Here is a 22,740-nt window from a genome sequence, read left to right as displayed (position 1 = left end):
TTGTGGCACGATCGTTCGAAAATCTTCCGGCGCAACGCACGCCGGGCACCGCATTGTTCTTGCAAACTTGCATGGGACCGGAGTAAGGCGCTAAAGCGCCAACTCCGGTCGACCGCACACAGGCATGGGACCGGAGTAAGGCGCTAAAGCGCCAACTCCGGTCGACAAAGGAGACAGCGTTGAGCTTCGATTCATCCACCCGTTCCTCGATCGACATTCCCGCGCTGCTGGCTGCCCTGCCCGCGCGCATCGCCGACATTCCAGCGCTGGCCGCAGCCCGCGATCCGCAGCACGTCGCCTTGATCGAGGATGCGCGCCGCCTGACCAGCGCGCAACTGCTGGAGGCAGTCGACGCCGCCACCGCGCTGCTGCGCGAATGGGGCGTGCGCGGCGGCGATCGCGTGATGATCGTCGCGGAAAACAGCATCGTGCAGATCGTACTGCTGTTCGCGACCGCCCGACTCGACGCGTGGGCGCTGGTGTCGAACGCGCGCCTGTCCGCGGCCGAACTCGACTCGATCCGCGCGCACGCGCAGCCTCGCGTGGTCGCCTACGCCACAGAGAGCTCGAGCGATGCCAAGCAGCACGCGCAGCGGCATCAAGCCATAGCAGCGCTGGCTATCACGCCGGACATCGGCGCCTGGTCGTACACCGTGGACAGCGCGGCAATAGCCGAGCCCGTGGAAGCCGCAAACGACCGCCAATGCGCCGCGCTGATTTACACCACCGGCACCACCGGTGCACCGAAGGGCGTGATGCTGTCGCATCGCAATCTGCTGTTCATTGCCGCGATCTCGAGCCGCTTGCGCAAAGTCGGCCCGGACGACGTCGTCTATGCCGTGCTGCCGATCTCGCACGTGTACGGCTTCGCGTCGGTATGCCTGGGCAGCCTGCAGGCGGGCGCGACCTTGCGGCTCGTGCCGCGCTTCGCGCCGGAAGCCGTGCGCCGCGCCCTCGCCGAGGAACGCGTGTCGATCTTCCAGGGCGTGCCGGCCATGCACGCCAAACTGCTCGAACATCTGCAGACGCACGGCCACGCGTGGTCCGCGCCGCAATTGCGCTTCGCCTATTCAGGCGGCTCGCCGCTCGACGCCGCCTTGAAAGCGCAGGTGGAAAGCGTCTACGGTCTGCCGCTGCACAACGGCTATGGCATGACCGAGAGCAGCCCGACCGTGTCGCACACCATGCTCGATGCGCCGCGCAGCGATTGTTCCGTCGGCGACGTTATTCCGGGTGTCGAGGTGCGCTTCGTCGGACTCGACGGCATCGACGCCGCGAAGGGCGAAATCGGCGAACTATGGGTGCGCGGTCCGAACGTGATGCTCGGCTACTACCGCAGCGCTGAGCAGACACGTGCGGTCGTAACCGAAGACGGCTGGCTCAAGACCGGCGATCTCGCGCGACAGGACGCGGACGGCGCGTTGCATATCGTCGGGCGCAGCAAGGAATTGATCATCCGCTCGGGCTTCAACGTGTACCCGGCCGAGGTCGAACATGTGCTGAACGCGCATCCGCAGGTCGTGCAGTCGGCGGTGATCGGGCGCGCGGTGGAAGGTAACGAGGAAGTGGTCGCGTTCGTCGAGTTGGTTGCGGGCGCGACGGTGACAGCCGCCGAATTGATCGACTGGTGCGGCGAGCGTCTGGCGCCGTACAAGCGGCCGGCCGAAGTCAAAGTGCTCGCCGCGCTGCCGGCTGCATCGACCGGCAAGATTCTCAAGCATCGGCTGCGTGAGTTTCTCTGACGGACGCGCAATCGCAAACCCAGCATCAGCCTCGCGGATGATGCTGCGCATGCAGCGACTTCAACCGTTCACGGGCCACGTGCGTGTAGATCTGCGTGGTCGAAATATCCGTGTGGCCGAGCAGCAGTTGCACGACACGCAGGTCGGCGCCGTGATTGAGCAGATGCGTCGCGAATGCGTGCCGCAATGTATGCGGCGAAAGAGGCGCATTCACGCCGGCCGCCGTCGCGTGACGCTTGATGATGTTCCAGAACTGCTGGCGCGTCATGCCTTCGGCGCGGCTCGTCACGAACAGCGCGTCCGTGGCGCGCGCGCCGAGCAACGCCGGCCGCGCTTCGCGCAGATAGCGCTCGATCCAGCTATGCGCTTCCTCGCCGAACGGAATCAGGCGCTCCTTCGAGCCCTTGCCCATGACGCGCACCACGCCTTCGTTCAGGCCCACTTCCACCGTCTTCAACGTGACGAGCTCGGTCACGCGCAAACCGCTCGCGTACATCAACTCCAGCATCGTGCGATCGCGCAGCCCTAAAGCCGTATCGACGTCGGGCGCGCCGAGCAGCGCTTCGACTTGCGCCTCGCTGAGCGTCGACGGAAAACGCGGCGGCTGTTTTGCCGAGCGGATGCGCACCGTCGGGTCGACCTTCGCGCGATGCTCACGCACGGCCCACCCGTAATAGCGGCGAAACACCGAGAGCCGCCGGTTCGCCGATGTCGATTTGTCTTTCTGGCGCGCCGCGCTATACGCGTTCAGATCGGCTTCGCTCGCGGTGTCCAGTGAAGCCTTGCGGCTCTGCGCGAGCCATTCGCAAAAGAGACGCAGGTCGCGGCGGTACGCGTCGAGCGTGTTGCGCGACAGGCCGTGTTCGAGCCACAGCGCGTCGCAGAATGCATCGATCGACGCCGAACTGGCGACGAACAGAGGTGACGCGGCGGCCGCGTCGTCGATCAACGTATCGCTCATGCGTAGGGAATGCCTTCATGCGCCAGCAGCCAGCGCTTGATGTTGCGGAAGAAACCCTCTTCGGCGTGATTCGCGAAACCGCCGATGCCGCTCGAACTCACCACCCGATGACATGGAATCACAATCGGAAAGTAGTTGGCGCCGCACGCCTGACCGACCGCGCGCGGCGCGCTGCCGAGTTGTCTTGCCAATTGACCGTAGGTCAGCACGACGCCCGGCGGAATGTCGCTGATGGCCTGCCACACGCGCTTCTGAAACGCGGTGCCGACCGAAGCCAGCGGCAACTCGAACTTCGCGGACGCGCGCTCGAAATATCGCTCGATCTGTTCGGCGGCCTGTTTCGCCAACGGCGTGTCGGGCTCGATGTTTTGCATCGAATCCGGCAGATAGACGATCTCGCGCACGGCTGCGCCTTCAAGGCGGATGCCGACCTTGCCGAACGGCGCATCGATCACTGCATTGAACATGATTGCCTGCTCCTCACTGGCGCGGCGTGGCAACGCATCGCCAAGTTTGCCGCTACTTTACGCCGCTTCCAAAGCCCATTCCACATGCTCGCGCACGACGGCGGAAGCGTCATCGACCCGCATTCTCAGCGCCCGCACGATCGCCTCGCGCGCCAGCTGGCTCAAACTGTCAGGCGACGCACGCAGCGCGTTGCCCATGCCCACCGCGAGATTGCGCAGCCAGCACTCGTAGCCGATGCGGCGAATCGCGCTGCCCTGCATACGCGTATCGAACTCGTCCGCGCTCCACGCGAACAACTCGACGAGCGACGCGCGATCGAGCCCACGCCGCACGTCGAAATCGGCGACCGGCGCGGCCTGCGCGAACTTGTTCCATGGACACACGAGCTGGCAATCGTCGCAGCCATACACACGATTACCGATTAGCGGCCGCATTTCCAGGGGAATACTGCCCTTCAATTCGATCGTGAGATAGGAAATACAGAGGCGCGCATCGACCTTGTAAGGCGCGACGATCGCGCCGGTCGGACAGGCGCCGATACAGCGCGTGCAACTCCCGCAATGCGAGCCCGGCGTTTCGGGCGCGGCCTCGGGCAAGGTCTCGGCGTCGGTCGGCAAGGGCACATCGACATAGATTTCGCCGAGAAAAAACAGCGAACCCGCGTCGCGTTGCAGCAGCAACGTGTGCTTGCCGCGCCAGCCGATGCCGGCCTTCTGCGCAAGTTCTACTTCCAGCACCGGCGCCGAATCGGTAAATACGCGGTAGCCGAATGCGCCGATCTCGGCCTCGATCTTCTCGGCCAGATGTTGCAAACGGTTACGCATCACCTTGTGATAATCGCGGCCTCGCGCATAGACCGACACGACCGCCGCCGACGGGTCCGCGAGCCGCGCATGCTCGGCTGCGCGCCATTCTTGCGTGAGCGGACCGTCCTGCAAAGCGCTTTCGTGCGCCTTTCCGCTCAATGTCTGCGCGGGCAAATAAGCGATGCGCGCCGTAATCACACGTCGCGTGCCGGCCACAAGCTCGGCGGGCCGCGCGCGTTTCATGCCGTGTTTCGCCATATAATCCATCTCGCCGTGGCAACCCGCTTCCAGCCAGGCTGCAAGCGGCGCTTCGGCGGCGGAGAGATCGGTGTCGCTAATGCCGATCGCTCCGAAACCCAGTTCACGGCCCCACGTTTTGATGTTCAGCGCGAGCGCGTGCAGCGCCGCTTCATCGAAATGACGCTCGGCACGCGCATCGTCGTTGGACGCAGGCGTGCAGGAAACAGGGGACTCCGGACTTCGGTTCATCACGCCATTTTACGAGAATGCCTGTCAATCCCGATCTCGCGATCCAACCGCCCGCCAATGTCCTGCTCGAACGCACCTTCGCGCTCGCGGACGAAGCCGCCACCATGGCCTTCGGCGAGCGCTTCGCGCAGGCGATCGAAAGCGTGCGCGAGGCCGCGCGGCACGCGCCTGGCGCGGACGGCGACAAGGCGTTCTACGGACTGCAAGTCCAACTCGTCGGCGACCTCGGCGCCGGCAAAACCACCCTCGTGCGCGCAACTTTGCGCGGCCTCGGCCACACCGGCCGCGTGCGCAGCCCCACTTACACACTCGTCGAACCCTACGTGCTCGAGCGGCCCGCCGGGGAACTCGCGCTCTATCACTTCGATCTGTATAGATTCACCGATCCGGCCGAATGGGCCGACGCCGGCTTTCGCGAGTACTTCGACAGCGGCGCCGTCTGCCTCGTCGAATGGCCGCAACGCGCGGGGCGTCTCCTGGGCGTGCCGGATCTTGTCTTCTCGCTCGACCTCGACAACGACAATGATGGCGAGAACGAAGGCGACGGCCGTGTCCTCGTCGCACGGGCATACAGCGAATCAGGAAAGGCATGTCTCGAAAGATGTTGATCAAACCGTTCCGCTCGATCGAATCGGCGGCTACCGCAACGCATAACTGGCGGCGCCGGCAGATTCTGCGCGCGGGCGCGTCCACGCTCGTGCTCGGCCTCGTCGCGCCGCGTCTCGCGTGGGCAAGCTCGGTGCTCGGCGTGCGGGTCTGGCCGGCGCGCGACTACACGCGCGTGACGATCGAATCCGATCAGCCGCTGCAGAACGCCCAGCAGTTGCTGCAGGGACCGGACCGGCTGGTGGTCGACCTGAGCGGCCTCGATCTGGACCAGGCCTTGAAAGACCTCGTCTCGAAGATCACGCCGAACGATCCGCAGATCCAGTCGGTGCGGGTCGGGCAATATCAGCCGCATGTGGTGCGCATGGTGTTCGACCTGAAGGGTTCGGTGAAGCCGCAGGTGTTCACGCTGCCGCCGGTCGGCGCGTACAAGTACCGGCTGGTGTTCGACCTGTATCCCGCGGTCGCGCCTGATCCGTTGATGGATCTGCTCGCGCAGACGGAACACAAGCAGCAGACGTTGAACGAAGAGAACGCCGCGCCGCCGCCCGCCACGCTGAGCGGTCCGGGCACCACGCCGCCCACCGCCGATAACAGCGAGGCGTTCTTCGAGCGTTACGCGCAGAACAGCGGTAGCGGGTCCGCGCCGAGCGTGCCGCGTCCGCCGGTGCATGTCGCGCCCACACCCGTTCCGCCGATCCTCGGCAAGCCCGCCACGCCCGCTGCGCCGGTGGCGCCGCCCACGGCCATCGCCCGCAACAAGGGCAACAGCGCCAGCACGCTGGGCGCGGATGATGCCGGCAGCGACGATACCTACGCCTTCACCAATCCCAAGTCCGGCAAGAGCAACACGGTGCGTCTGTTGACCGTCGCGATCGATCCGGGCCACGGCGGCGAAGACCCGGGCGCGATCGGCGGCTCGGGCACGTACGAGAAGCACGTTGCGCTCGACATCGCGAAGAAGCTGCGCGCCAAGATCGACGCGCAACCGAACATGCGCGCCATGATGACGCGCGACGCCGACTTCTTCGTGCCGCTTAACGTGCGCGTGCAAAAGGCGCGGCGCGTCGGCGCGGACCTGTTCGTGTCGATCCACGCCGACGCGTTCACCACGCCCGACGCGAAGGGTTCGTCGGTGTTCGCGCTGTCCGAGCATGGCGCCTCGAGTGCGGCGGCGCGCTGGATGGCGAACAAGGAGAACTCGTCGGATCAGATCGGCGGGATCAACATCAAGTCCGCCGACGCCACCGTGAACCGCGCGCTGTTCGATATGTCGACCACCGCGCAGATTCGCGACTCGATGCGTTACGGCAACTTCGTGCTGAAGGAAATCGGCGGCATCAACAAGCTGCACAAGGGCTCGGTCGAACAGGCCGGGTTCGCGGTGCTGAAGGCGCCGGACATTCCGTCGATCCTCGTGGAAACTGCCTTCATCAGCAACCCGGACGAAGAGCGCCGCCTGAACGACGACGCGTATCGCGAGAAGATGGCCGATGCGATCATGACCGGCATCAAGCGCTATTTCGCGGCGAATCCACCGCTCGCGAAGAATCGCATGACATGATGCTCACGTCTGCTTTGATGCAATGAAGAACGGCCGCTCGATGAGCGGCCGTTTTTTCGTCTTCATGCTCGTCCGCGTTTTTGTTCTCACTCGGACGTGCCGGTCGCGCGACGCGCGGGTGACAACCGTTGCACGACCCAGCCGCCGAACACGTTCACGGCCAAGCCTGCCATCACCAGCAAAGCGCCGGCGATCTGTGCCGCGGACAGTTGCTCGTCGAGAAACAGCGACGCTGACGCCAGGCCAACAATCGGCACCAGCAGCGAAAACGGCGCGACCTGACTCGCCGGATAGCGCGACAGCAGACGGCTCCACAACCCATAGCCGATCAGCGTGGCAATGAACGCGAGATAGACAATGGCGAAGACCGACATCGCGCTGATGCCGGAAAGCGCGGCGACGATCCGCTGCGGACCCTCGAACGCGTACGACAGCGCGAAAAACGGCAGCGGCGGGATCAGGCTGCCCCACACCACCAGTCCGACGAGGTCAACCTGGCCGACCTTCTTCGTGACGATGTTGCCGAGCGCCCACGAACACGAGGCGCACAAGGTAAGGACAAAGCCGGCCAGCGTCATGGCGTGGCCGCCTTGCATGCCGATCACGGCAAGTCCGCCCGCCGCGATCAGCAAACCCACGACATTCGGCAAACGCAACCGCTCATGCAGGAACATCGCCGCGAAAATCAGCGTGAAAAACGCCTGCGCCTGCAACACCAGCGAGGCGAGTCCAGCCGGCATGCCGACATACATGGCTGAGAACAGAAACGCGAACTGCCCCAGCGAAATGGTCGCGCCGTACGCGATCAGCCAGCGCCACGGCAGGTTGGGCCGTTTGATGAAAAACACCGCCGGCACGGCGGCGAGCGTGAAGCGCAGCGCGCCGAGCAGCATCGGCGGCACGCCATGCAGACCCACCTTGATCACGACGAAGTTGACGCCCCACGCAACGACCACGACCAGCGCGAGCAGCAAATCCCTGGGCGACATCCCAGTCTCCAATTGATTGTTCGATCCGGCAGTTTAGCGGAGCCGGCAGCACGCGGTGACGGCCCGCGCTACGGAATCCCGGAGGTTGCCGGGGCGTCGACGTGTCGCCGAGCCGTCGTCATTGCGCCCACCGCAGTAGAATCGTCTATTAAGCAAAAATCCCCACCCACACTCCAGCCGAGCCTGCCCATGTCCTCCTCGATCAAAGCAGTCCTCAAACCGCATCTGCGCGACGTCGGCAGTCTGACCGTGCGGCGCGTGCTGCCGGCCATGGCGGCGCGCCTGATCGGCCCGTTCATCTTCTTCGACCACATGGGCCCGGCCACGCTTGAACCCGGCGTCGGCCTCGACGTGCGGCCGCATCCGCATATCGGCCTCGCCACGGTGACGTATCTGTTCGAAGGCGCGATCATGCATCGCGACAGCCTCGGCTCGGAGCAGAAAATCGTCCCCGGCGACGTCAACTGGATGACGGCCGGGCGCGGCATCGTCCACTCCGAGCGCACCCCGGACGAGGACCGCGCGAGCGGCCAGAGCATGCACGGCATTCAGACGTGGGTCGCGCTGCCGCTCGAAGACGAAGAGATCGAGCCGTCGTTCGCGCATCACGCGGCCGAAACGCTGCCGGTGGTCGAGCGCAACGGCGTCACGCTGCGGGTGATCGCAGGCACGGCGTTCGGCGAAACCTCGCCGGTCGCAACGTTTTCCGGCACGCTGTATGTGGCCGGCGAATTCGCGCCGGGCGGCGCCTTCGCGCTCGAACCGGAACACGAGGAACGCGGCGTCTATCTCGTCGACGGCGATCTGGAGATCGACGGCACGCCGCTCGAAGTCGGCCAGATGGCGGTGCTCGCGCTCGACGAAACGGTGACGCTGGCGAGCACCCACGGCGCGCGCGTCATGCTGCTCGGCGGCGAAAAACTGGACGGCGAGCGCTTTATCGAGTGGAATTTCGTCGCCAGTTCGCGCGAGAAAATCGAAGCCGCGAAGCTCGCGTGGACCAATCAGGAAATGGGCAAGGTGCCGGGCGAAACCGAATGGATTCCGCTGCCCCAGCGCAAATAAGCACAGATGAGCGCAAGCGGCTTCGGGCAGCATTGATTCCGCAGTGTTCGGCCCCAAATAGTCAACAGACCGTTTTATCGACGAGGACGCAATGGACACCACTCTGGCCACTTTTGAACAGGACGTCATCGCGGCGTCGACACTGGCCCCCGTGCTGGTCGATTTCTGGGCGCCCTGGTGCGGCCCCTGCAAGACCCTCGGCCCGATGCTGGAAAAGCTCGAAGCCGAAGCCGCCGGCAAATGGAAGCTCGTGAAGGTGAACGTGGACGAGAACCAGGAACTGGCCGCGCACTTCCAGGTGCGCAGCATTCCGCACGTCATGGCCTTTGCCGACGGACGGCCGGTCGATCAGTTCGTCGGCGTGCTGCCTGAAGGCCAGTTGCGCGAGTTTCTCGAACGGCTGGTGCCGCAAGGCGCGGACGCCGCGCGTCTCGAAGCGCACACCGCGCTGGACGAAGGCCGTCGCGAAGATGCGTACGACGCGCTGCAAGCCGCCCTCGCCTACGACCCGGGTTTCGACGAAGCGCGCATGGACCGCATTGAAATGCTGCTCGAAGACAATCGTATCGACGAAGCGCGCAACGAAGTCGATCTGCTATCGCCGAAAACGACGCAAGGCATCGACGCGCGATTCAACGCGATCAAGACTCGCCTCGACGCGGTGGACGCCGCAGCCGACTTGCCGCCAACGGATGCACTGGAGGCAAAGGTCGCCGCCGACCCGGCCGATCTCGAAGCGCGTTTCGATCTGGCTAGCGCGTTCATCGCCCGCCGCAAATACGCGGAAGCGCTCGAACATCTGCTCGCGATCGTCCAACGCGACCGCACGTTCCGCGACGATATCGGCCGCAAGACGATGCTGTCGGTGTTCGATCTGGCCGCGCATCAGCCGGAGCTGGTGTCGCAATGGCGGCGCAAGCTGAGCGCTTCGTTGTTCTGATCTGATTGGCTCAATCGATATTCAGGCGCGGCGTCCCGGCAGCGCCTGAATGCGCCGCGGCATCCACCGCGGCGTGAATCACTTCAAACCGTCGCCTGCTTCGCCAACGCCCGCAACACATGCGCGGCCGCGGCAAAACCGAAGCTCGCCGTCACGCATACGCTCGAACCAAAACCCGCACAGTTCAAACCGACCGGCCCCGTGTGGCCCGGCGATGTGGAGACGTGCTCGGCTTCCTCATCGATATCGCAGACCGCCGCTTCCGGGTAGATCAACGGTTCGTCCGAATACACCGCGCTCACCTTGAACTTCGCTTTCGGGCCACGCGGAAAACCGTGCTGTTTGCGCAGTTGGCCGCGCACTTTCGACAGCAACGGGTCCTGGATCGTCAGCGCGAGATCGTCGATGCGAATGCGCGTCGGGTCCAGTTGGCCACCCGCGCCGCCGACCGTGATCAACGGCTGTTTCTTCTCCACGCACCATGCGATCAACGCGGTCTTGGTGCGCACGCTGTCGATCGCATCGATCACGTAATCGAAGCCGCCGCCGAGCATCGCGTCGAAGTTGTCCGGCTCGACGAAGTCCTCGATCAAGCGCACGTCGCAAAACGGATTGATCGCCGCGATGCGTTCGGCCATGGCTTCGACCTTCGGTTTTCCGTAGTTGCCGTCGAGCGCGTGGATCTGCCGGTTCGTGTTGCTCTCGGCGACGTTGTCGAGATCGATCAGCGTCAACTTGCCGACCGCGCTGCGCGCCAGCGCCTCCGCCACCCACGACCCCACTCCACCGATGCCGATCACCGCGACGTGCGCGTCTTCGAACGCGGCGAGCGCCGGCGCGCCGTACAGACGCGCGATGCCGCCGAAGCGCCGCGCGCGGTCGGCGGTTTCTTTCCCGTCGAGGCTGGTAGTAAGATCGGATTGCGCGGTGGTGCTGGACATGATGGCAGGGCTCGTTGGTCGGGCTAAAACACGAAGTGGCGACGCAAAGGCGTACGTAACCTCGTATTCTGCCTGAACGCGTCGAGTTGCATCGCCGCGAACAGCCCCACGCCGAAGGGCCACGCACGGCCCGGCATGCATGCAAGCTCCGCGCGAGACCTTGACATGGCTGCGGGCAAAAAATCAGCGCCTTAGCTATACTGATTGAACTGTAGCGTTCGCATAAGAACATGACCTCACTCGCCGAACTTCGAAAAAACTATTCGCTGGGTTCTTTGGACGTTGCCGATATCAACCGCAACCCGTTTCGTCAGTTCGATACGTGGTTTCAACAAGCGGTCGACGCCAAACTGCCCGAGCCGAATACCATGACGCTGGCCACGGTCGACTCGCGTGGCCGGCCGTCGGCGCGCATCGTGCTGATCAAGGGCGTCGACGAGCGTGGCTTCGTGTTCTTCACCAATTACGAAAGCCGTAAAGGCCGCGAACTGGCCGCCAATCCCTACGCCAGCCTGCTGTTCTACTGGATCGAACTGGAACGGCAGGTGCGCGTGGAAGGCCGCATCGTCAAAACCAGCGCGGAAGAAAGCGACGCGTATTTCGCGTCGCGCCCGCTCGATTCACGCATCGGTGCGTGGGCTTCGAATCAGAGTCAGCTAATTGAAAGCCGTTCGCAGCTCGAAACACGCGAACGCGAAATCAGACTGCAATACGGCGACCAGCCACCGCGTCCGCCGCACTGGGGCGGTTATCGTTTGGTGCCCGAAGCAATCGAATTCTGGCAGGGCCGGCCGTCGCGATTGCACGACCGTTTGCTCTACACGCGTTCAGGCGAACACAGCGATTGGCAAATCTCCCGCCTATCGCCTTGAATCGGAATACAACGCCGCCACCGCGTTGCCAACGCAGCAGCGCGCGGCGGCCGGATGGCATCTCGCGGCATGGGAGTCGCGCCGCATTGAGTTGCGATCCACACAGGCTTTGCTTTAATTCAACGGACACGGAGAGATCACATGTTCTGGGAGAAGAAGCTGGCGCAGTGGGTGGAAGATGTAAAAACCAGGGCTAACGTTCCTGCACGCCTCGTGCTGTGGGATGGTCAGCAACATGACTTCGGGCAGTTCGCCGCGCCTCAGGTCACGCTACATGTCAAAAGCGCCACGGCGCTGCCCTATCTGCTCGAACCGAGCCTCGACAATCTCGGCGAGGCGTACGTGAAGGGCAAGATCGACATCGAGGGCAAGCTGTCGGACATCATCAATATCGGCTACCAGCTGGCGCGCAATACCGTCACGAGCGCGGGCAAGCTGGCGCGCGTGCGGCGTTACTTCAATCATTCGAAAGCGTCGGACAAGAAGGCGATCCAGTATCACTACGACGTCTCGAACGAGTTCTACAAACTGTGGCTCGACGAGAACATGGTGTACTCGTGCGCGTACTTCGAGAACGGCAACGAAGATCTCGCCACCGCGCAGATCAAGAAGATCGACCACATCCTCACCAAGATCCAGTTGCAGCCGGGGCAGCGCCTGCTCGATATCGGCTGCGGCTGGGGCGCGCTCGTCCTGCGCGCGGCGCAGAAATTCGGCGCGAAGTGCGTGGGCGTGACGCTCTCGCAGAACCAGTTCGACCTCGCCACCGCGCGCGTCAAAGCGGCGGGGCTGGAAGGCCAGATCGAGATTCGTCTGCAGGATTACCGCGACGTCGAAGGGCAATTCGATCGCATCACGAGTGTCGGCATGTTCGAGCACGTGGGCCGCAAGAATCTGCCGGGCTACTTCGAGAAGATCCGCGACCTGCTGGTCGACGACGGCATCGCCATGAATCACGGCATTACGTCGAGCGATGCGGACAGCGGCGAGACCGCGCTCGGCGGCGGCGAATTCATCGACCGCTATGTGTTTCCGGACGGCGAGCTGCCGCATATCAGCCTTGCGCTCGAATCGATGCAGCGCGGCGGGCTTGAAGCGGTTGACGTCGAAAGCCTGCGCCGTCACTATGCGCACACGCTGGACATTTGGGCGGAGAATTTCGAAGCGCATGCGGAGGAAGCCCGCAAGCTGGTCGACGACGAAAAATTCCGCATCTGGCGCGTGTACCTCGCCGGTTGCGCCTACGCGTTCGAAAACGACGACGTGTCGATCTACCAGGTGGTGTGCCGCAAGGCCGGCCGCAGCGCGAAAACCTTGCCGTGGTCGCGCCGCTTCATGTACGACAAACCGCTGTGATACGGTTGCGCCGCGGCGCCGTGCATGAGCGGGCGACGCGGTGCAACCTTTGAACAGCAGGTCGAACACCGATGGACCAGAGCGGGACAAGCGAAATTGATCAGCCGGTAGAAGGCGAGTCTCGCGCCGATGGCGAAGCCGTGCAGTTCGATCTGTTCGGGATGCCGGTGGAAGCCTCGGCGAAGGGCGATGGCGGTGTGAAGTTACCGCGTGGGACGGCTGGGGCAGATGCTGACACTGGTCAGCAGCCAATGGAGCGGGCAACCTCGCCCGCTGATACAGCCGCCGCATCCGCAGCCGCGACACAGCCCGAGCGCCGGCGTCAGCCGCGCGCGAAGAACACCGCAAGCGCCGGTTCTCTGTGGCAGGAAGACGAAGCGGCGGCGCCAGACGACGCCGTCACCGCGCCCGAAGCCAACACCACGCCCGCCCCCTCCGACGCCCCCAAAAAACGCCGCACCCGCGAAATCCTCGCGGCCCCGCCCTCGCCGGAACTGCTCGCGCTCGCGGCGCAACTGCCGCCGCAGATCCACCTCGGCACCTCGACGTGGTCGTTTCCGGGCTGGAACGGCATCGTCTACGGCGACGAGTACAGCAACAGCAAACTGTCGCGCGAAGGTCTCACGGCCTACGGCGCGCATCCGCTACTGAAGACGGTCAGCATCGACCGGTCGTTTTATCAGGCGCTCACGGTCACCGAGTATCTGCGCTACGCGCAGCAAGTGCCCGAGCACTTCCGCTTCATCGTCAAAGCGCCGATGACGATCACCGACGCCACCGTGCGCGCTGAACGCGGCGAGCCGGTCTCGATGAATCCGTGTTTTCTGAACGCGCAAATGGCGATCGACGATTTCGTCACGCCGTGTCTCGAAGGACTCGGCGCCAAGGCTGGCGCGCTGGTGTTCCAGCTTTCGCCGCTGCCGGATCAGATGCTTGCGCAGCCGGCTGTATTCATCGAACGGCTGGCTGAATTTTTGATGGCCTTGCCGAAGCTGCCGGACAGCGCCTGCTACGCGATTGAAATCCGTGACGCAAGCCTGCTCACGCCGCGCTTCATCCGCACGCTGAAAATGGCGGGCGTGCGTTATTGCGTCGGGATTCATGCGCGTATGCCCGATCCGCTGCGTCAGGCCGCGGCGCTCGCGTTGCTGGACGGCGACCCGGCTGGGCCGCTGATCGTGCGCTGGAGCCTGCACGGCGGCTTCAAATACGAACAGGCGAAGGCCAAGTACGAACCGTTCAACCAGTTGGTCGACCACGACCCGGCGACCCGCGCGTCACTCGCCGAACTGGCCGCGCGCTACGCGCTGGCCGGCCAGCCGGTGGTGATCGCGATCAACAATAAAGCGGAAGGATCAGCGCCGCTCAGCTGCGTGGAGCTGGCGCGGGCGATTATCGAGGCGTATGCGCGGCTCGCTCATGAGCATGAGCACGACAGTGAACCTCCGCCATCCGACGAGAACGGGCAGCCGCCTGACTCCGGCGCTTAAGCAACGCGCCAAACAGCCGCTCGTCCCATTAGCTCGCCTTGATCCGGTGAGCAAACTTCTGACGAAACTTCGCCACCTTCGGCGCCACCACGAACGAGCAGTACCCCTGATTCGGGTGCTGCGCAAAATAGTTCTGGTGATAAGCCTCGGCCGGCCAGTAATTGCCGTCGAGCGGCAGCACTTGCGTAACGATCTGAGCGTCGTAAATGCGCTGTTCGCCGATCTCGCGAATCGCCTGCAACGCCGTTTCCCGCTGCGCATCCGAATGGGTGAAGACCACCGAGCGGTATTGCGTGCCGACGTCATTGCCCTGCCGGTTCAACTGCGTCGGATCGTGGATCGCGAAGAAGATATCGAGAATCTCGCGATAGCTGATCCTCGCCGGATCGAAGTCGACCTTCACGACTTCGGCGTGGCCCGTCACGCCGTCGCACACCTGCTCGTAAGTCGGGCGCTGGGTCTGGCCGCCCGCATAGCCCGACTCCACCGCGCTCACGCCGTCGACGCCCAGGTACACCGCTTCGAGGCACCAGAAACATCCGCCACCGAGGGTGGCGACTTCGCCTGTCTGACTCATGCTGCTCGCTCCTTGAAACTCATAGTCGGCCGATGCCGGTCCACGGTTCGCCGCAACGCTCATGCCACCATCCGAGCTTTCCAGCTTAGCGGCTTTTTCATGCGCCGGCTGGGGTCGCGGCCAATCCGCCGCGATTGCAGTTAAAATTGGGACAAATCGACGATTTTCACTATGACTTTCGAATCATTTGTTTCCAGCCGTGCACGCGACGGGTTCAGTCCGGGATTCACCCGGTTTGCGCCAGGGGCTTGCGCCCGATGAAGCGCGCCAGCCCGCCTAATTTCGACCAGAACGCCTTCAAGCAGGCGCTCAGCCAATTTGCCACCGGCGTCACCGTCATTACAACGCGCGCGTCGTCCGGCCAGTTGATCGGCATCACGGCCAGCTCATTTAATTCGGTTTCGCTCAACCCGCCGTTGGTGTTGTGGAGTCTGGCCACGCGCTCGGCATCGATGCCGGTGTTCCGCGCCAACAGTCACTACGTGGTCAATGTGCTGGCCGCGTCGCAGCTCGAGCTGTGCAAGCGCTTTGCGACCGTGAAGGGCGATCGCTTCGAAGGCGTGTCGCACGCGGAAGGCGACACCGGCATGCCGGTGCTCGACGGCGCGCTCGCCTGGTTCGAGTGCCATAACCGCAGCCGTTACGAAGAGGGCGACCACGTGATTTTCGTCGGTGAAGTGGAGCGCTGCGGCGTGCACGAAAATGCCGCGGAGACTTCGCCGCTGGTTTTTCAGAACGGTCGGTTTCACGGACTCAAACCGCTTTGAACGCGGTGCCGCGTTTAAATGCGGCACGGGCGGTTGAAGTGGTTTGGGAATGACGGGCGGCACGAGGAATTCGCCGTCTAAAACAAATGCCCGCGCCCTTCTGCCGGCGCTGCCGTCCTCTCGGTCAGCGATCGTTATGCGCGGCGCTATGCCCACCGGTTTTCTTCACTAACGAAACCGGCACGCCCGAATCTTCCTTGAGCGTCTGCAGCACGATATTCGAACGAATATCCATCACACCCGGCGCCTTGTAGAGACGCTGCAGCACGAAATCCGAATAATGTTTGAGGTTGTGCGCGAGGACTCGCAGCAGATAGTGCGTTTCGCCGGTCACGACAAACGCGCCGACCACTTCCGGCCAGTCGCGCACCGCTTCCGCGAAGCGTTCGTGCCAATTCTCCTGGTCGTTGCGCATGGACACCTGCACGAACGCTTCCAGTTCGAAACCCAGCACTTCGCGGTTAAGACACGCGCGGTAATGTTCGATGACGCCCTGCTCCTCAAGCAGGCGCAGGCGTCGTAGACAGGCTGACGGCGAGAGCGAAATGCGCTCCGCGAGGTCGAGATTGCTGATCCGTCCTTCTTGCTGAAGCACCGTCAAGATACGGCAATCGGTGGCGTCGAGCGAGATCGCGTTCATATTCGGTCTCCCTTTCCCGTTTGTCTCAAATTATGTTCCAAGACACGGCTGAGAAGGAGATTTTTTCGCAATCACATTTCGCGGCAAGCCACCTATCATTCCCGGATAGACAATAAACTGCCGATGCGACTATGCCAACACTTTGGGACATCACCCCCGCCGTCGATACCGCCACGCCCGTCTGGCCGGGCGACACGCCGGTGGGCATCGAGCGCGTGTGGCGCATGGAGGCGGGTTCGCCCGTCAACGTCGCGCGGATGACGCTGTCGCCGCACACCGGTGCGCACACCGACGCCCCGCTGCACTACGACGCCGAAGGCGCTGCCATCGGCGAAGTGCCGCTCGACGCGTACCTCGGCCGATGCCGCGTGATTCATTGCATCGGCGCATCGCCTGTTGTGACGCCACAACACCTCGTCGGCTCGCTCGACGACTTGCCGCCGCGAGTCTTACTGCGCACTTACAGAAACGCGCCGACCACCGCATGGGACAGCGCGTTTTGCGCGGTCGCGCCGGACACCATCGACCTGCTGGCCGCGCGCGGTGTGAAGCTGATCGGCATCGACACGCCGTCGCTCGATCCGCAGGAATCGAAGACGATGGACGCTCACCACCGGATTCGCGCGCATCGCATGGCGATTCTCGAAGGCATCGTGCTCGACGACGTCGCGCCCGGCGACTACGAACTGATCGCGCTGCCGCTCAAGCTGACCACACTCGATGCAAGCCCGGTGCGCGCGATCCTGCGCGCGCTGCCCGAGTCTCTATGAACATTTCTGATCTGATTGACGGAATCACCATGAACCACCGTGACGAAGCACTGGCGCTCGATAGCGCCGACCCCCTCGCGACGTTGCGCGACCAGTTCGCGCTGTCGTCGACCACCATTTATCTCGACGGCAATTCCTTGGGCGTGCCGCCCGCGGCCGCCGCGCAGCGCGCACAGACCGTGATCGGCGCCGAATGGGGCGAAGGCCTGATCCGTAGCTGGAACACCGCCGGCTGGTTCGAGCTGCCGCGCCGCCTCGGCAACAAGCTCGCGCCGCTGATCGGCGCGGCCGAAAACGAAGTGGTCGTCACCGATACGATTTCGATCAATCTGTTCAAGCTGCTGTCGGCGGCCGTGCGGGTCGCGAATGCGCGTGATCCGAAACGTCGCGTGATCGTTTCCGAGCGTTCGAATTTCCCGACGGACCTGTACATCGCGCAGGGATTGATCGAGCAACTCGACCGCGGCTATGAACTGCGCCTCGTCGACGATCCTTCCGAACTGCCTGCCGCGATCGGCGACGACACCGCCATCGTGATGATCACACATGTCAACTACCGCACCGGCTACATGCACGACATGGCCGCGCTCACGAAGCTGATCCACGACAAAGGCGCGCTCGCGCTGTGGGATCTGGCGCATTCGGCGGGCGCGGTGCCGGTCGATCTGAACGGCGTCGGCGCGGACTATGCGGTTGGCTGCACGTACAAGTATCTGAATGGCGGCCCGGGTTCGCCCGCGTTCGTGTGGGTGCCCAAGCGCCATCAGAATGACTTCGCGCAACCGCTGTCCGGCTGGTGGGGACATCGCGCGCCGTTCAAGATGGATCCGACGTATCAGCCGGATGACGGTATCGGACGCTTTCTGTGCGGCACGCAGCCGATGGTGTCGATGTCGCTCGTCGAGTGCGGGCTCGATGTGTTTTTGCAAACCGATATGCAAGCGGTTCGCGAGAAGTCGCTGGCGTTGACCGATCTGTTCATCGAACTGGTCGAAGCGCGTTGCAGCGAATTTCCGTTGAAGCTCGTTACGCCGCGTGAGCATGCGCAGCGTGGGTCGCATGCGAGTTTTGAACATCCGCATGGATACGAGGTGATGCAGGCGCTGATCGCGCGTGGGGTGATCGGCGATTATCGTGAGCCGCATGTGTTGCGGTTTGGATTTACGCCGCTGTATACGCGCTTTGTCGATGTGTGGGATGCGGTGGAAACGTTGCGCGAGGTGCTCGTGAAGGAGACCTGGCGGGCACCCGAATTCGCCGCGCGCGGCGCAGTGACCTGAGGAGCGCGCGATGACCGATCACATGCAAACGCCGGGCTTGCCGGAAGAGAAGCCGGAGCCGGCGCAGGGATGTCCGTTTGGGCATGGGAGTGTTGCGGCTCCAGCGGCCTCCCCTGCCGCTGATTCCGGCGATGGCTGGCATGACGCTCAGCTCGATTTTTCGGAGTCGATGAGTTACGGCGATTATCTGTCGCTGGGGACGGTGCTGGATGCGCAGCATCCTTTGTCGCCGGATCACAACGAGATGCTGTTCATTATTCAGCATCAGACCAGCGAGTTGTGGATGAAGCTTGCGCTGTATGAGTTGCGCGCGGCGTTGCAGGCTGTGCATCGTGATGAATTGCCGCCGGCGTTCAAGATGCTTGCGCGTGTGTCGCGGATTATGGAGCAGCTCGTGCAGGCCTGGAGCGTTCTCGCGACGATGACGCCGTCTGAGTACACGGCGATGCGGCCTTATCTGGGGAGTTCTTCCGGGTTTCAGTCGTATCAGTATCGGCAGATTGAGTTTTTGCTTGGGAATAAGAATGAGCAGATGCTGAAGCCGCATGCGCATCGGGCTGATGTACTTGCTGACGTTAAGGCCTCGTTGGAAGCGCCTTCTTTTTATGATGAAGTTGTGCGGTTGCTCGCTCGGCGGGGGTTTGCGATTTCACCTTCTCGGTTGGAGCGGGATTGGAGTCAGCCTACTGTGCATGATGCTTCCGTTGAAGCGGCCTGGTTGGAGGTTTATCGGAATCCTTCTCAACATTGGGAGCTCTATGAGATGGCTGAGGAGCTTGTCGATCTCGAAGATGCTTTTCGGCAGTGGCGGTTCAGGCATGTCACTACTGTTGAGAGGATTATTGGGTCTAAGCAAGGGACTGGTGGCACCAGTGGGGCGACTTATCTTCGGAAGATGTTGGATGTGGTTTTGTTTCCGGAGCTTTGGCATGTGCGGACTATGCTGTAGCTAGGTTTTTTGGCTGCGCGGCGCTTTCGTTTTCTGTGCTCTTTGGGTGTTGGCCTTTTCTTGATTTGTTTGTGGTCTATTAGCGTTGCCCCTGTGCGGGGCGGCACCTACTTTCTTTGCCGCCGCAAAGAAAGTAGGCAAAGAAAGCGGCTTCACACCGCTAATTCTTAAGCGGGTCCCCCGCACAGTCGCAATAGTGGCGCATCTGGAATCTGTGTTCTCGCACATTCCGCGCGAGTGACAAGGGCGTCATACTTCCCGCCTCGCGCTGCGCGCTCGCCGGAACGGTCCGCGTAAAACCCGCGGGTGCATGGCCCGGGCGGTTCTGTATCCCTCTCGCTGCGCCAATACGTTCGCGGCTTTCTGACGCCGTCCGCGTGGCCTTCACCAGTAGGTCCGTTGCATGGCGGCAGACCGGCGCGTAGTACCAGAAACCGGCGAGCCGTGAGGCTCCTCCACCAAGGCCCGCCTATCGGAGAAAGGCGCGAAGGCAGCCGCACATCTGCTTGCACAAACGTACGGGATACCACGCTCAACAGGCTGCTATACCTGTTTGCCGTGAAGCACACGACAAGAATGAGTTTAATCACATCACCCGCGAGTGATCCCCTGACCAAGCTAAAACGCCCACGCGATACTCTATTCTGAAATTTCCCACACACTCGCTTGAATAAAAGACTGCAGCGCCAAAGAAGTATCAGCGCAAAAACGCATTCATTGATGAATAGCGTGGCTGGCCATTTCGTGCGCGTGACGGTTCAGCTGAGCGCAACATCAATCCACCGCCAAGGACGCCTATGAAACGGCGTCTGCGGCATCGCCGAGGCGAAGCCGACGGCCCCGACGGCCCACGACCGAAGCCACTGGGGATAAGCAGACCGTTCCGGCGAGCGCGCAGCGCGAGGCGGGAAGTATGACGGCCTTGTCACTCGCGCGGAATGTGCGAGAACGCAGATTCCAGATGGACCACTACCGTGGCTGTGCGAGGGGTCCGCTTAAGAATTAGCGGTGTGAAGCCGCTTTCTTTGCCTACTTTCTTTGCGGCGGCAAAGAAAGTAGGTGCCGCCCCGCACAGGGGCAACGCTAATAGACCGATAAGAAATCAAGAAAAGGCCAACACCTTAGGATCACAGACAAATCAGCAGCCGCACAGGCAAAGAACCTTACCTAGCCGTATACCCCCCATCAATAGCCAAACAAACCCCACTAATCATAGAAGCCGCATCACTCAACAAGAACAAAATCGGCGCAGCGACTTCAGCAGACTCAGCAAACCGCTGCAAAGGAATAGCCTTAAGCGCCGGCTCCCGCTTAACCGGATCGCTCCAGGCCATCACTGCCATCGGCGTCAACGTAACCGTAGGATTAACACTATTAACCCGAATCCCAAACGGCCCCAACTCAACACACAAAGCCCGCGTGACAGCATCAAGCGCGGCCTTGGAAGCCGAATAACTCAAATGATCATCCAACGCAACGAGCGCAGCCTGACTGGAAACATTCACGATACTACCGGCGCGTTGAGCATCGATCATCCCGCGCGCCACGTGCTTGGCAACCAACACCGCGCCACGCGCATTCACTGCCATCACACGATCAAAACTCGCACCAGTCGTATCCACAGCCCGCTCAAGCAACGCAATCCCCGCGCAATTCACGAGCCCATCGAACACATCGAGCGACCCCAACGCCTCATCAATAGCAGCCTCATCGCCAACATCAAGCACCAACGGCTCACAGCCCGTCTCCTCAGCCAACCGCGCAAGCTCATTCACATTCCGCGCCGCAGCAACCACATTCGCACCAGACGCACACAACGCTTCAACCGTGGCGCGCCCAATTCCACTCGAAGCCCCCGTCACGAGAATCGAGCGGCCAGAAAAATCAAAAGTAGCATTCATGATGTCTGCAACCGATGCATGACCGGCTTCAACGCCGGATACAAATCCGTATAAACGCCGAACCGTTGCTCATACAACGCCATCCGTTGCGCGTTCGGCTCCGCACGTTCAACCAGCGTGACCCATCCGCTCTGCGCCTCTTCACGCGATACCAGACCGACACCGACGCCCGCCAGCAACGCCGCCCCCATTGCCGCCTCCACGTCCTGCTCGATGGTATAGACCGGATAGCCGGTAATGTCCGCGATGATCTGCATCCACAAATCCGAATGCGCGGCGCCGCCCACCACGATCAACTTGTCATCCAGCGACTGCGCGCCTTTGCGTCCCGCTTCGATGTTGTGCTTCAGCGCGAACGACACGCCCTCCAACACCGCGCGGTACAAATGTGCGCGCGTATGAAACAGGCTCAACCCGACGAACGCCCCGCTCGCTTTCGCGTCCCACACCGGACTACGTTCGCCCATCAGATACGGAAGGAACATCACACCGTCAGAACCAGCCGGAATCCGAGAAGCGCTCTCTTCCAGCAAGCGATGCGGATCGCCGTGCGGCGTCGCGCGCGCGGCCTCGATCTCCGCCTGACAGAACTGCTCGCGGTACCACGTCACCGACGCGCCCGCCGTAATCGCGCCGCCGAACACGTAGATATCGTGCTGCCCGTTGAACACATGCGGCATGCTGATCAACCCGTGCCGTGCGTCGACGGACTGGTTGATATAGCCCCAGCACATACTCGTGCCGATCATCGCGACATGCTGGCCAGCACGCGTGACGCCGGCCGCGAACGTCGCCACCGCTGCGTCAACGCCACCCGCGACGATCGCCGTGCCCGCATCTAGGCCAAGCTGCTCGACCCACTGCGACAGCAAGCCGCCTACCACTTCCGATGAGTCGACCAACCGCTCGGGCATCATCGTCGCGGGAATGCCGAGCATGTCGAGCGCTTCATCGGACCAATCACGTTTGGCAATGTCGTAGATGCCGCCGATATTGCCCGCCGAACTATGATCCACCGCCACCTCGCCGGTCAGCATGTAGATCACGTAAGCATTCGGCGGCAGAAAGTAGCGCGTATGCGACCACACATCCGGCTCGTGATCGCGCAGCCACAGCATCTTCGTGTAGCCGTAATAGCTATCCACGCCGTTGCCGGTGATCGTATAAAGCCGTTCGAGATCGACGTTGTTGCGCACCCATTCGACCTGTTCGGTGGCGCGCCGATCCATCCAGATCAAACACGGATAAAGCGGACGCATGTCGCTATCCACCGGAATACCGGAGCCTCCGTACAGACTGCTCACGCACACGGCTTTGATCGAATTCGACGCGACGCCCGCCTCCTTCGCTTTAGCGACGCATGCGGCGATGCACTCCACCACCGCCTTCAACCAGACCGCGGGCCATTGTTCGGCCCACAACGGCTTGGGCGTATCCGGCTGATAACTCGACGCATGCTGCGCGACGATCGCGCCGTGCTGATCGACCAGCAGCGCTTTGGTGCTCTGCGTGCCGATATCGACGCCGATGACGTAATCCATACTGTCTCCGTTTGTATGCCGCTCAT

The 22,740-nt window shown here is 62.7% G+C and carries 21 protein-coding genes; 12 read left to right on the top strand and 9 right to left on the bottom strand.

Features of this window, described 5'->3' with window-relative positions; genetic code table 11:
• The first annotated feature begins 179 nt into the window (after positions 1-179).
• Positions 180-1,742: an AMP-binding protein gene (locus B0G74_RS01420; RefSeq protein ID WP_132373346.1), complete on the top strand. Its 1,563-nt coding sequence runs from the start codon at positions 180-182 to the stop codon at positions 1,740-1,742.
• Positions 1,743-1,767: 25 nt separating this feature from the next.
• Here the strand turns inward: B0G74_RS01420 and xerD are convergent, their stop codons facing one another.
• Genes xerD through queG form a run of 3 tightly spaced genes read right to left on the bottom strand, consistent with a single transcriptional unit; the run spans position 1,768 to position 4,466 of the window.
• Positions 1,768-2,703, bottom strand: coding sequence for a site-specific tyrosine recombinase XerD (gene xerD, locus B0G74_RS01415; protein ID WP_132373345.1), 936 nt, complete (start codon positions 2,701-2,703; stop codon positions 1,768-1,770).
• The gene (locus tag B0G74_RS01410; protein WP_132373344.1) at positions 2,700-3,170 is read right to left on the bottom strand and encodes a methylated-DNA--[protein]-cysteine S-methyltransferase; all 471 of its coding nucleotides are present in this window, start codon (positions 3,168-3,170) and stop codon (positions 2,700-2,702) included. Before B0G74_RS01410 ends, xerD begins: the two co-directional genes overlap by 4 nt.
• Positions 3,171-3,227: 57 nt before the next feature.
• Positions 3,228-4,466 carry a tRNA epoxyqueuosine(34) reductase QueG gene (gene queG, locus B0G74_RS01405; RefSeq protein ID WP_132373343.1) on the bottom strand — a complete coding sequence of 413 codons (1,239 nt, stop codon included), beginning with the start codon at positions 4,464-4,466 and terminating at the stop codon, positions 3,228-3,230.
• Positions 4,467-4,483: 17 nt separating this feature from the next.
• Between queG and tsaE the strand changes: the two genes are divergently transcribed.
• Positions 4,484-5,074 (top strand): tRNA (adenosine(37)-N6)-threonylcarbamoyltransferase complex ATPase subunit type 1 TsaE, encoded by a 591-nt coding sequence (tsaE, locus tag B0G74_RS01400; RefSeq protein ID WP_132373342.1) that lies wholly within the window; start codon positions 4,484-4,486, stop codon positions 5,072-5,074.
• Positions 5,056-6,636 (top strand): N-acetylmuramoyl-L-alanine amidase, encoded by a 1,581-nt coding sequence (locus tag B0G74_RS01395; protein ID WP_132373341.1) that lies wholly within the window; start codon positions 5,056-5,058, stop codon positions 6,634-6,636. The genes tsaE and B0G74_RS01395 overlap by 19 nt, the downstream gene beginning before the upstream one ends.
• An 86-nt stretch (positions 6,637-6,722) precedes the next feature.
• Here B0G74_RS01395 and B0G74_RS01390 read toward each other — a convergent pair whose 3' ends face one another.
• Complete coding sequence (locus B0G74_RS01390) at positions 6,723-7,625, bottom strand: EamA family transporter (RefSeq protein WP_132373340.1); 903 nt, start codon at positions 7,623-7,625, stop codon at positions 6,723-6,725.
• Between the two features lie 189 nt (positions 7,626-7,814).
• On the opposite strand from B0G74_RS01390, the gene B0G74_RS01385 reads away from it, so the two are divergent.
• Positions 7,815-8,690: a pirin family protein gene (locus tag B0G74_RS01385; RefSeq protein ID WP_132373339.1), complete on the top strand. Its 876-nt coding sequence runs from the start codon at positions 7,815-7,817 to the stop codon at positions 8,688-8,690.
• A gap of 91 nt (positions 8,691-8,781) precedes the next feature.
• Positions 8,782-9,630: a thioredoxin gene (trxA, locus tag B0G74_RS01380; RefSeq protein WP_132373338.1), complete on the top strand. Its 849-nt coding sequence runs from the start codon at positions 8,782-8,784 to the stop codon at positions 9,628-9,630.
• A gap of 83 nt (positions 9,631-9,713) precedes the next feature.
• On the opposite strand, the gene tcdA is transcribed toward trxA, so the two are convergent.
• On the bottom strand, positions 9,714-10,571 hold the full coding sequence (gene tcdA / locus B0G74_RS01375) for a tRNA cyclic N6-threonylcarbamoyladenosine(37) synthase TcdA (RefSeq protein ID WP_132373337.1): 858 nt from the start codon (positions 10,569-10,571) through the stop codon (positions 9,714-9,716).
• A gap of 230 nt (positions 10,572-10,801) precedes the next feature.
• Between tcdA and pdxH the strand changes: the two genes are divergently transcribed.
• From pdxH to B0G74_RS01360, 3 genes are all read left to right on the top strand, one after another.
• Positions 10,802-11,443: a pyridoxamine 5'-phosphate oxidase gene (gene pdxH / locus B0G74_RS01370; protein WP_132373336.1), complete on the top strand. Its 642-nt coding sequence runs from the start codon at positions 10,802-10,804 to the stop codon at positions 11,441-11,443.
• Between the two features lie 141 nt (positions 11,444-11,584).
• On the top strand, positions 11,585-12,799 hold the full coding sequence (locus B0G74_RS01365) for a cyclopropane-fatty-acyl-phospholipid synthase family protein (RefSeq protein ID WP_132373335.1): 1,215 nt from the start codon (positions 11,585-11,587) through the stop codon (positions 12,797-12,799).
• Between the two features lie 71 nt (positions 12,800-12,870).
• Entirely contained in the window at positions 12,871-14,289 is a 1,419-nt protein-coding gene (locus B0G74_RS01360; protein WP_132373334.1) for a DUF72 domain-containing protein, read from the top strand.
• 28 nt (positions 14,290-14,317) lie between these two features.
• Here the strand turns inward: B0G74_RS01360 and msrA are convergent, their stop codons facing one another.
• Positions 14,318-14,866 (bottom strand): peptide-methionine (S)-S-oxide reductase MsrA, encoded by a 549-nt coding sequence (gene msrA, locus B0G74_RS01355; protein ID WP_132373333.1) that lies wholly within the window; start codon positions 14,864-14,866, stop codon positions 14,318-14,320.
• A 257-nt stretch (positions 14,867-15,123) separates the two neighbouring features.
• Here msrA and B0G74_RS01350 point away from each other — a divergent pair, with 257 nt between their 5' ends.
• Positions 15,124-15,633 carry a flavin reductase family protein gene (locus B0G74_RS01350; RefSeq protein WP_132373332.1) on the top strand — a complete coding sequence of 170 codons (510 nt, stop codon included), beginning with the start codon at positions 15,124-15,126 and terminating at the stop codon, positions 15,631-15,633.
• 124 nt (positions 15,634-15,757) lie between these two features.
• Here B0G74_RS01350 and B0G74_RS01345 read toward each other — a convergent pair whose 3' ends face one another.
• Positions 15,758-16,273: an Lrp/AsnC family transcriptional regulator gene (locus tag B0G74_RS01345; RefSeq protein WP_012434188.1), complete on the bottom strand. Its 516-nt coding sequence runs from the start codon at positions 16,271-16,273 to the stop codon at positions 15,758-15,760.
• 131 nt (positions 16,274-16,404) lie between these two features.
• On the opposite strand from B0G74_RS01345, the gene kynB reads away from it, so the two are divergent.
• Genes kynB through kynA form a run of 3 tightly spaced genes read left to right on the top strand, consistent with a single transcriptional unit; the run spans position 16,405 to position 19,272 of the window.
• Positions 16,405-17,043 (top strand): arylformamidase, encoded by a 639-nt coding sequence (kynB, locus tag B0G74_RS01340; RefSeq protein WP_132373330.1) that lies wholly within the window; start codon positions 16,405-16,407, stop codon positions 17,041-17,043.
• Between the two features lie 29 nt (positions 17,044-17,072).
• On the top strand, positions 17,073-18,323 hold the full coding sequence (gene kynU, locus B0G74_RS01335) for a kynureninase (protein ID WP_132373328.1): 1,251 nt from the start codon (positions 17,073-17,075) through the stop codon (positions 18,321-18,323).
• Between the two features lie 10 nt (positions 18,324-18,333).
• Positions 18,334-19,272: a tryptophan 2,3-dioxygenase gene (gene kynA / locus B0G74_RS01330; RefSeq protein ID WP_132373326.1), complete on the top strand. Its 939-nt coding sequence runs from the start codon at positions 18,334-18,336 to the stop codon at positions 19,270-19,272.
• 1,163 nt (positions 19,273-20,435) lie between these two features.
• On the opposite strand, the gene B0G74_RS01320 is transcribed toward kynA, so the two are convergent.
• Positions 20,436-21,173 (bottom strand): SDR family oxidoreductase, encoded by a 738-nt coding sequence (locus B0G74_RS01320; RefSeq protein WP_132373324.1) that lies wholly within the window; start codon positions 21,171-21,173, stop codon positions 20,436-20,438.
• On the bottom strand, positions 21,170-22,714 hold the full coding sequence (locus B0G74_RS01315) for an FGGY-family carbohydrate kinase (RefSeq protein ID WP_132373322.1): 1,545 nt from the start codon (positions 22,712-22,714) through the stop codon (positions 21,170-21,172). The genes B0G74_RS01320 and B0G74_RS01315 overlap by 4 nt, the downstream gene beginning before the upstream one ends.
• Positions 22,715-22,740 lie beyond the last annotated feature (26 nt).

The organism is Paraburkholderia sp. BL9I2N2 (genome assembly GCF_004339745.1).
Taxonomy (GTDB): Bacteria; Pseudomonadota; Gammaproteobacteria; order Burkholderiales; family Burkholderiaceae; genus Paraburkholderia.
Note: the sequence above shows the minus strand (reverse complement) of the source record. Positions and strands in the feature narration are given on the sequence as shown.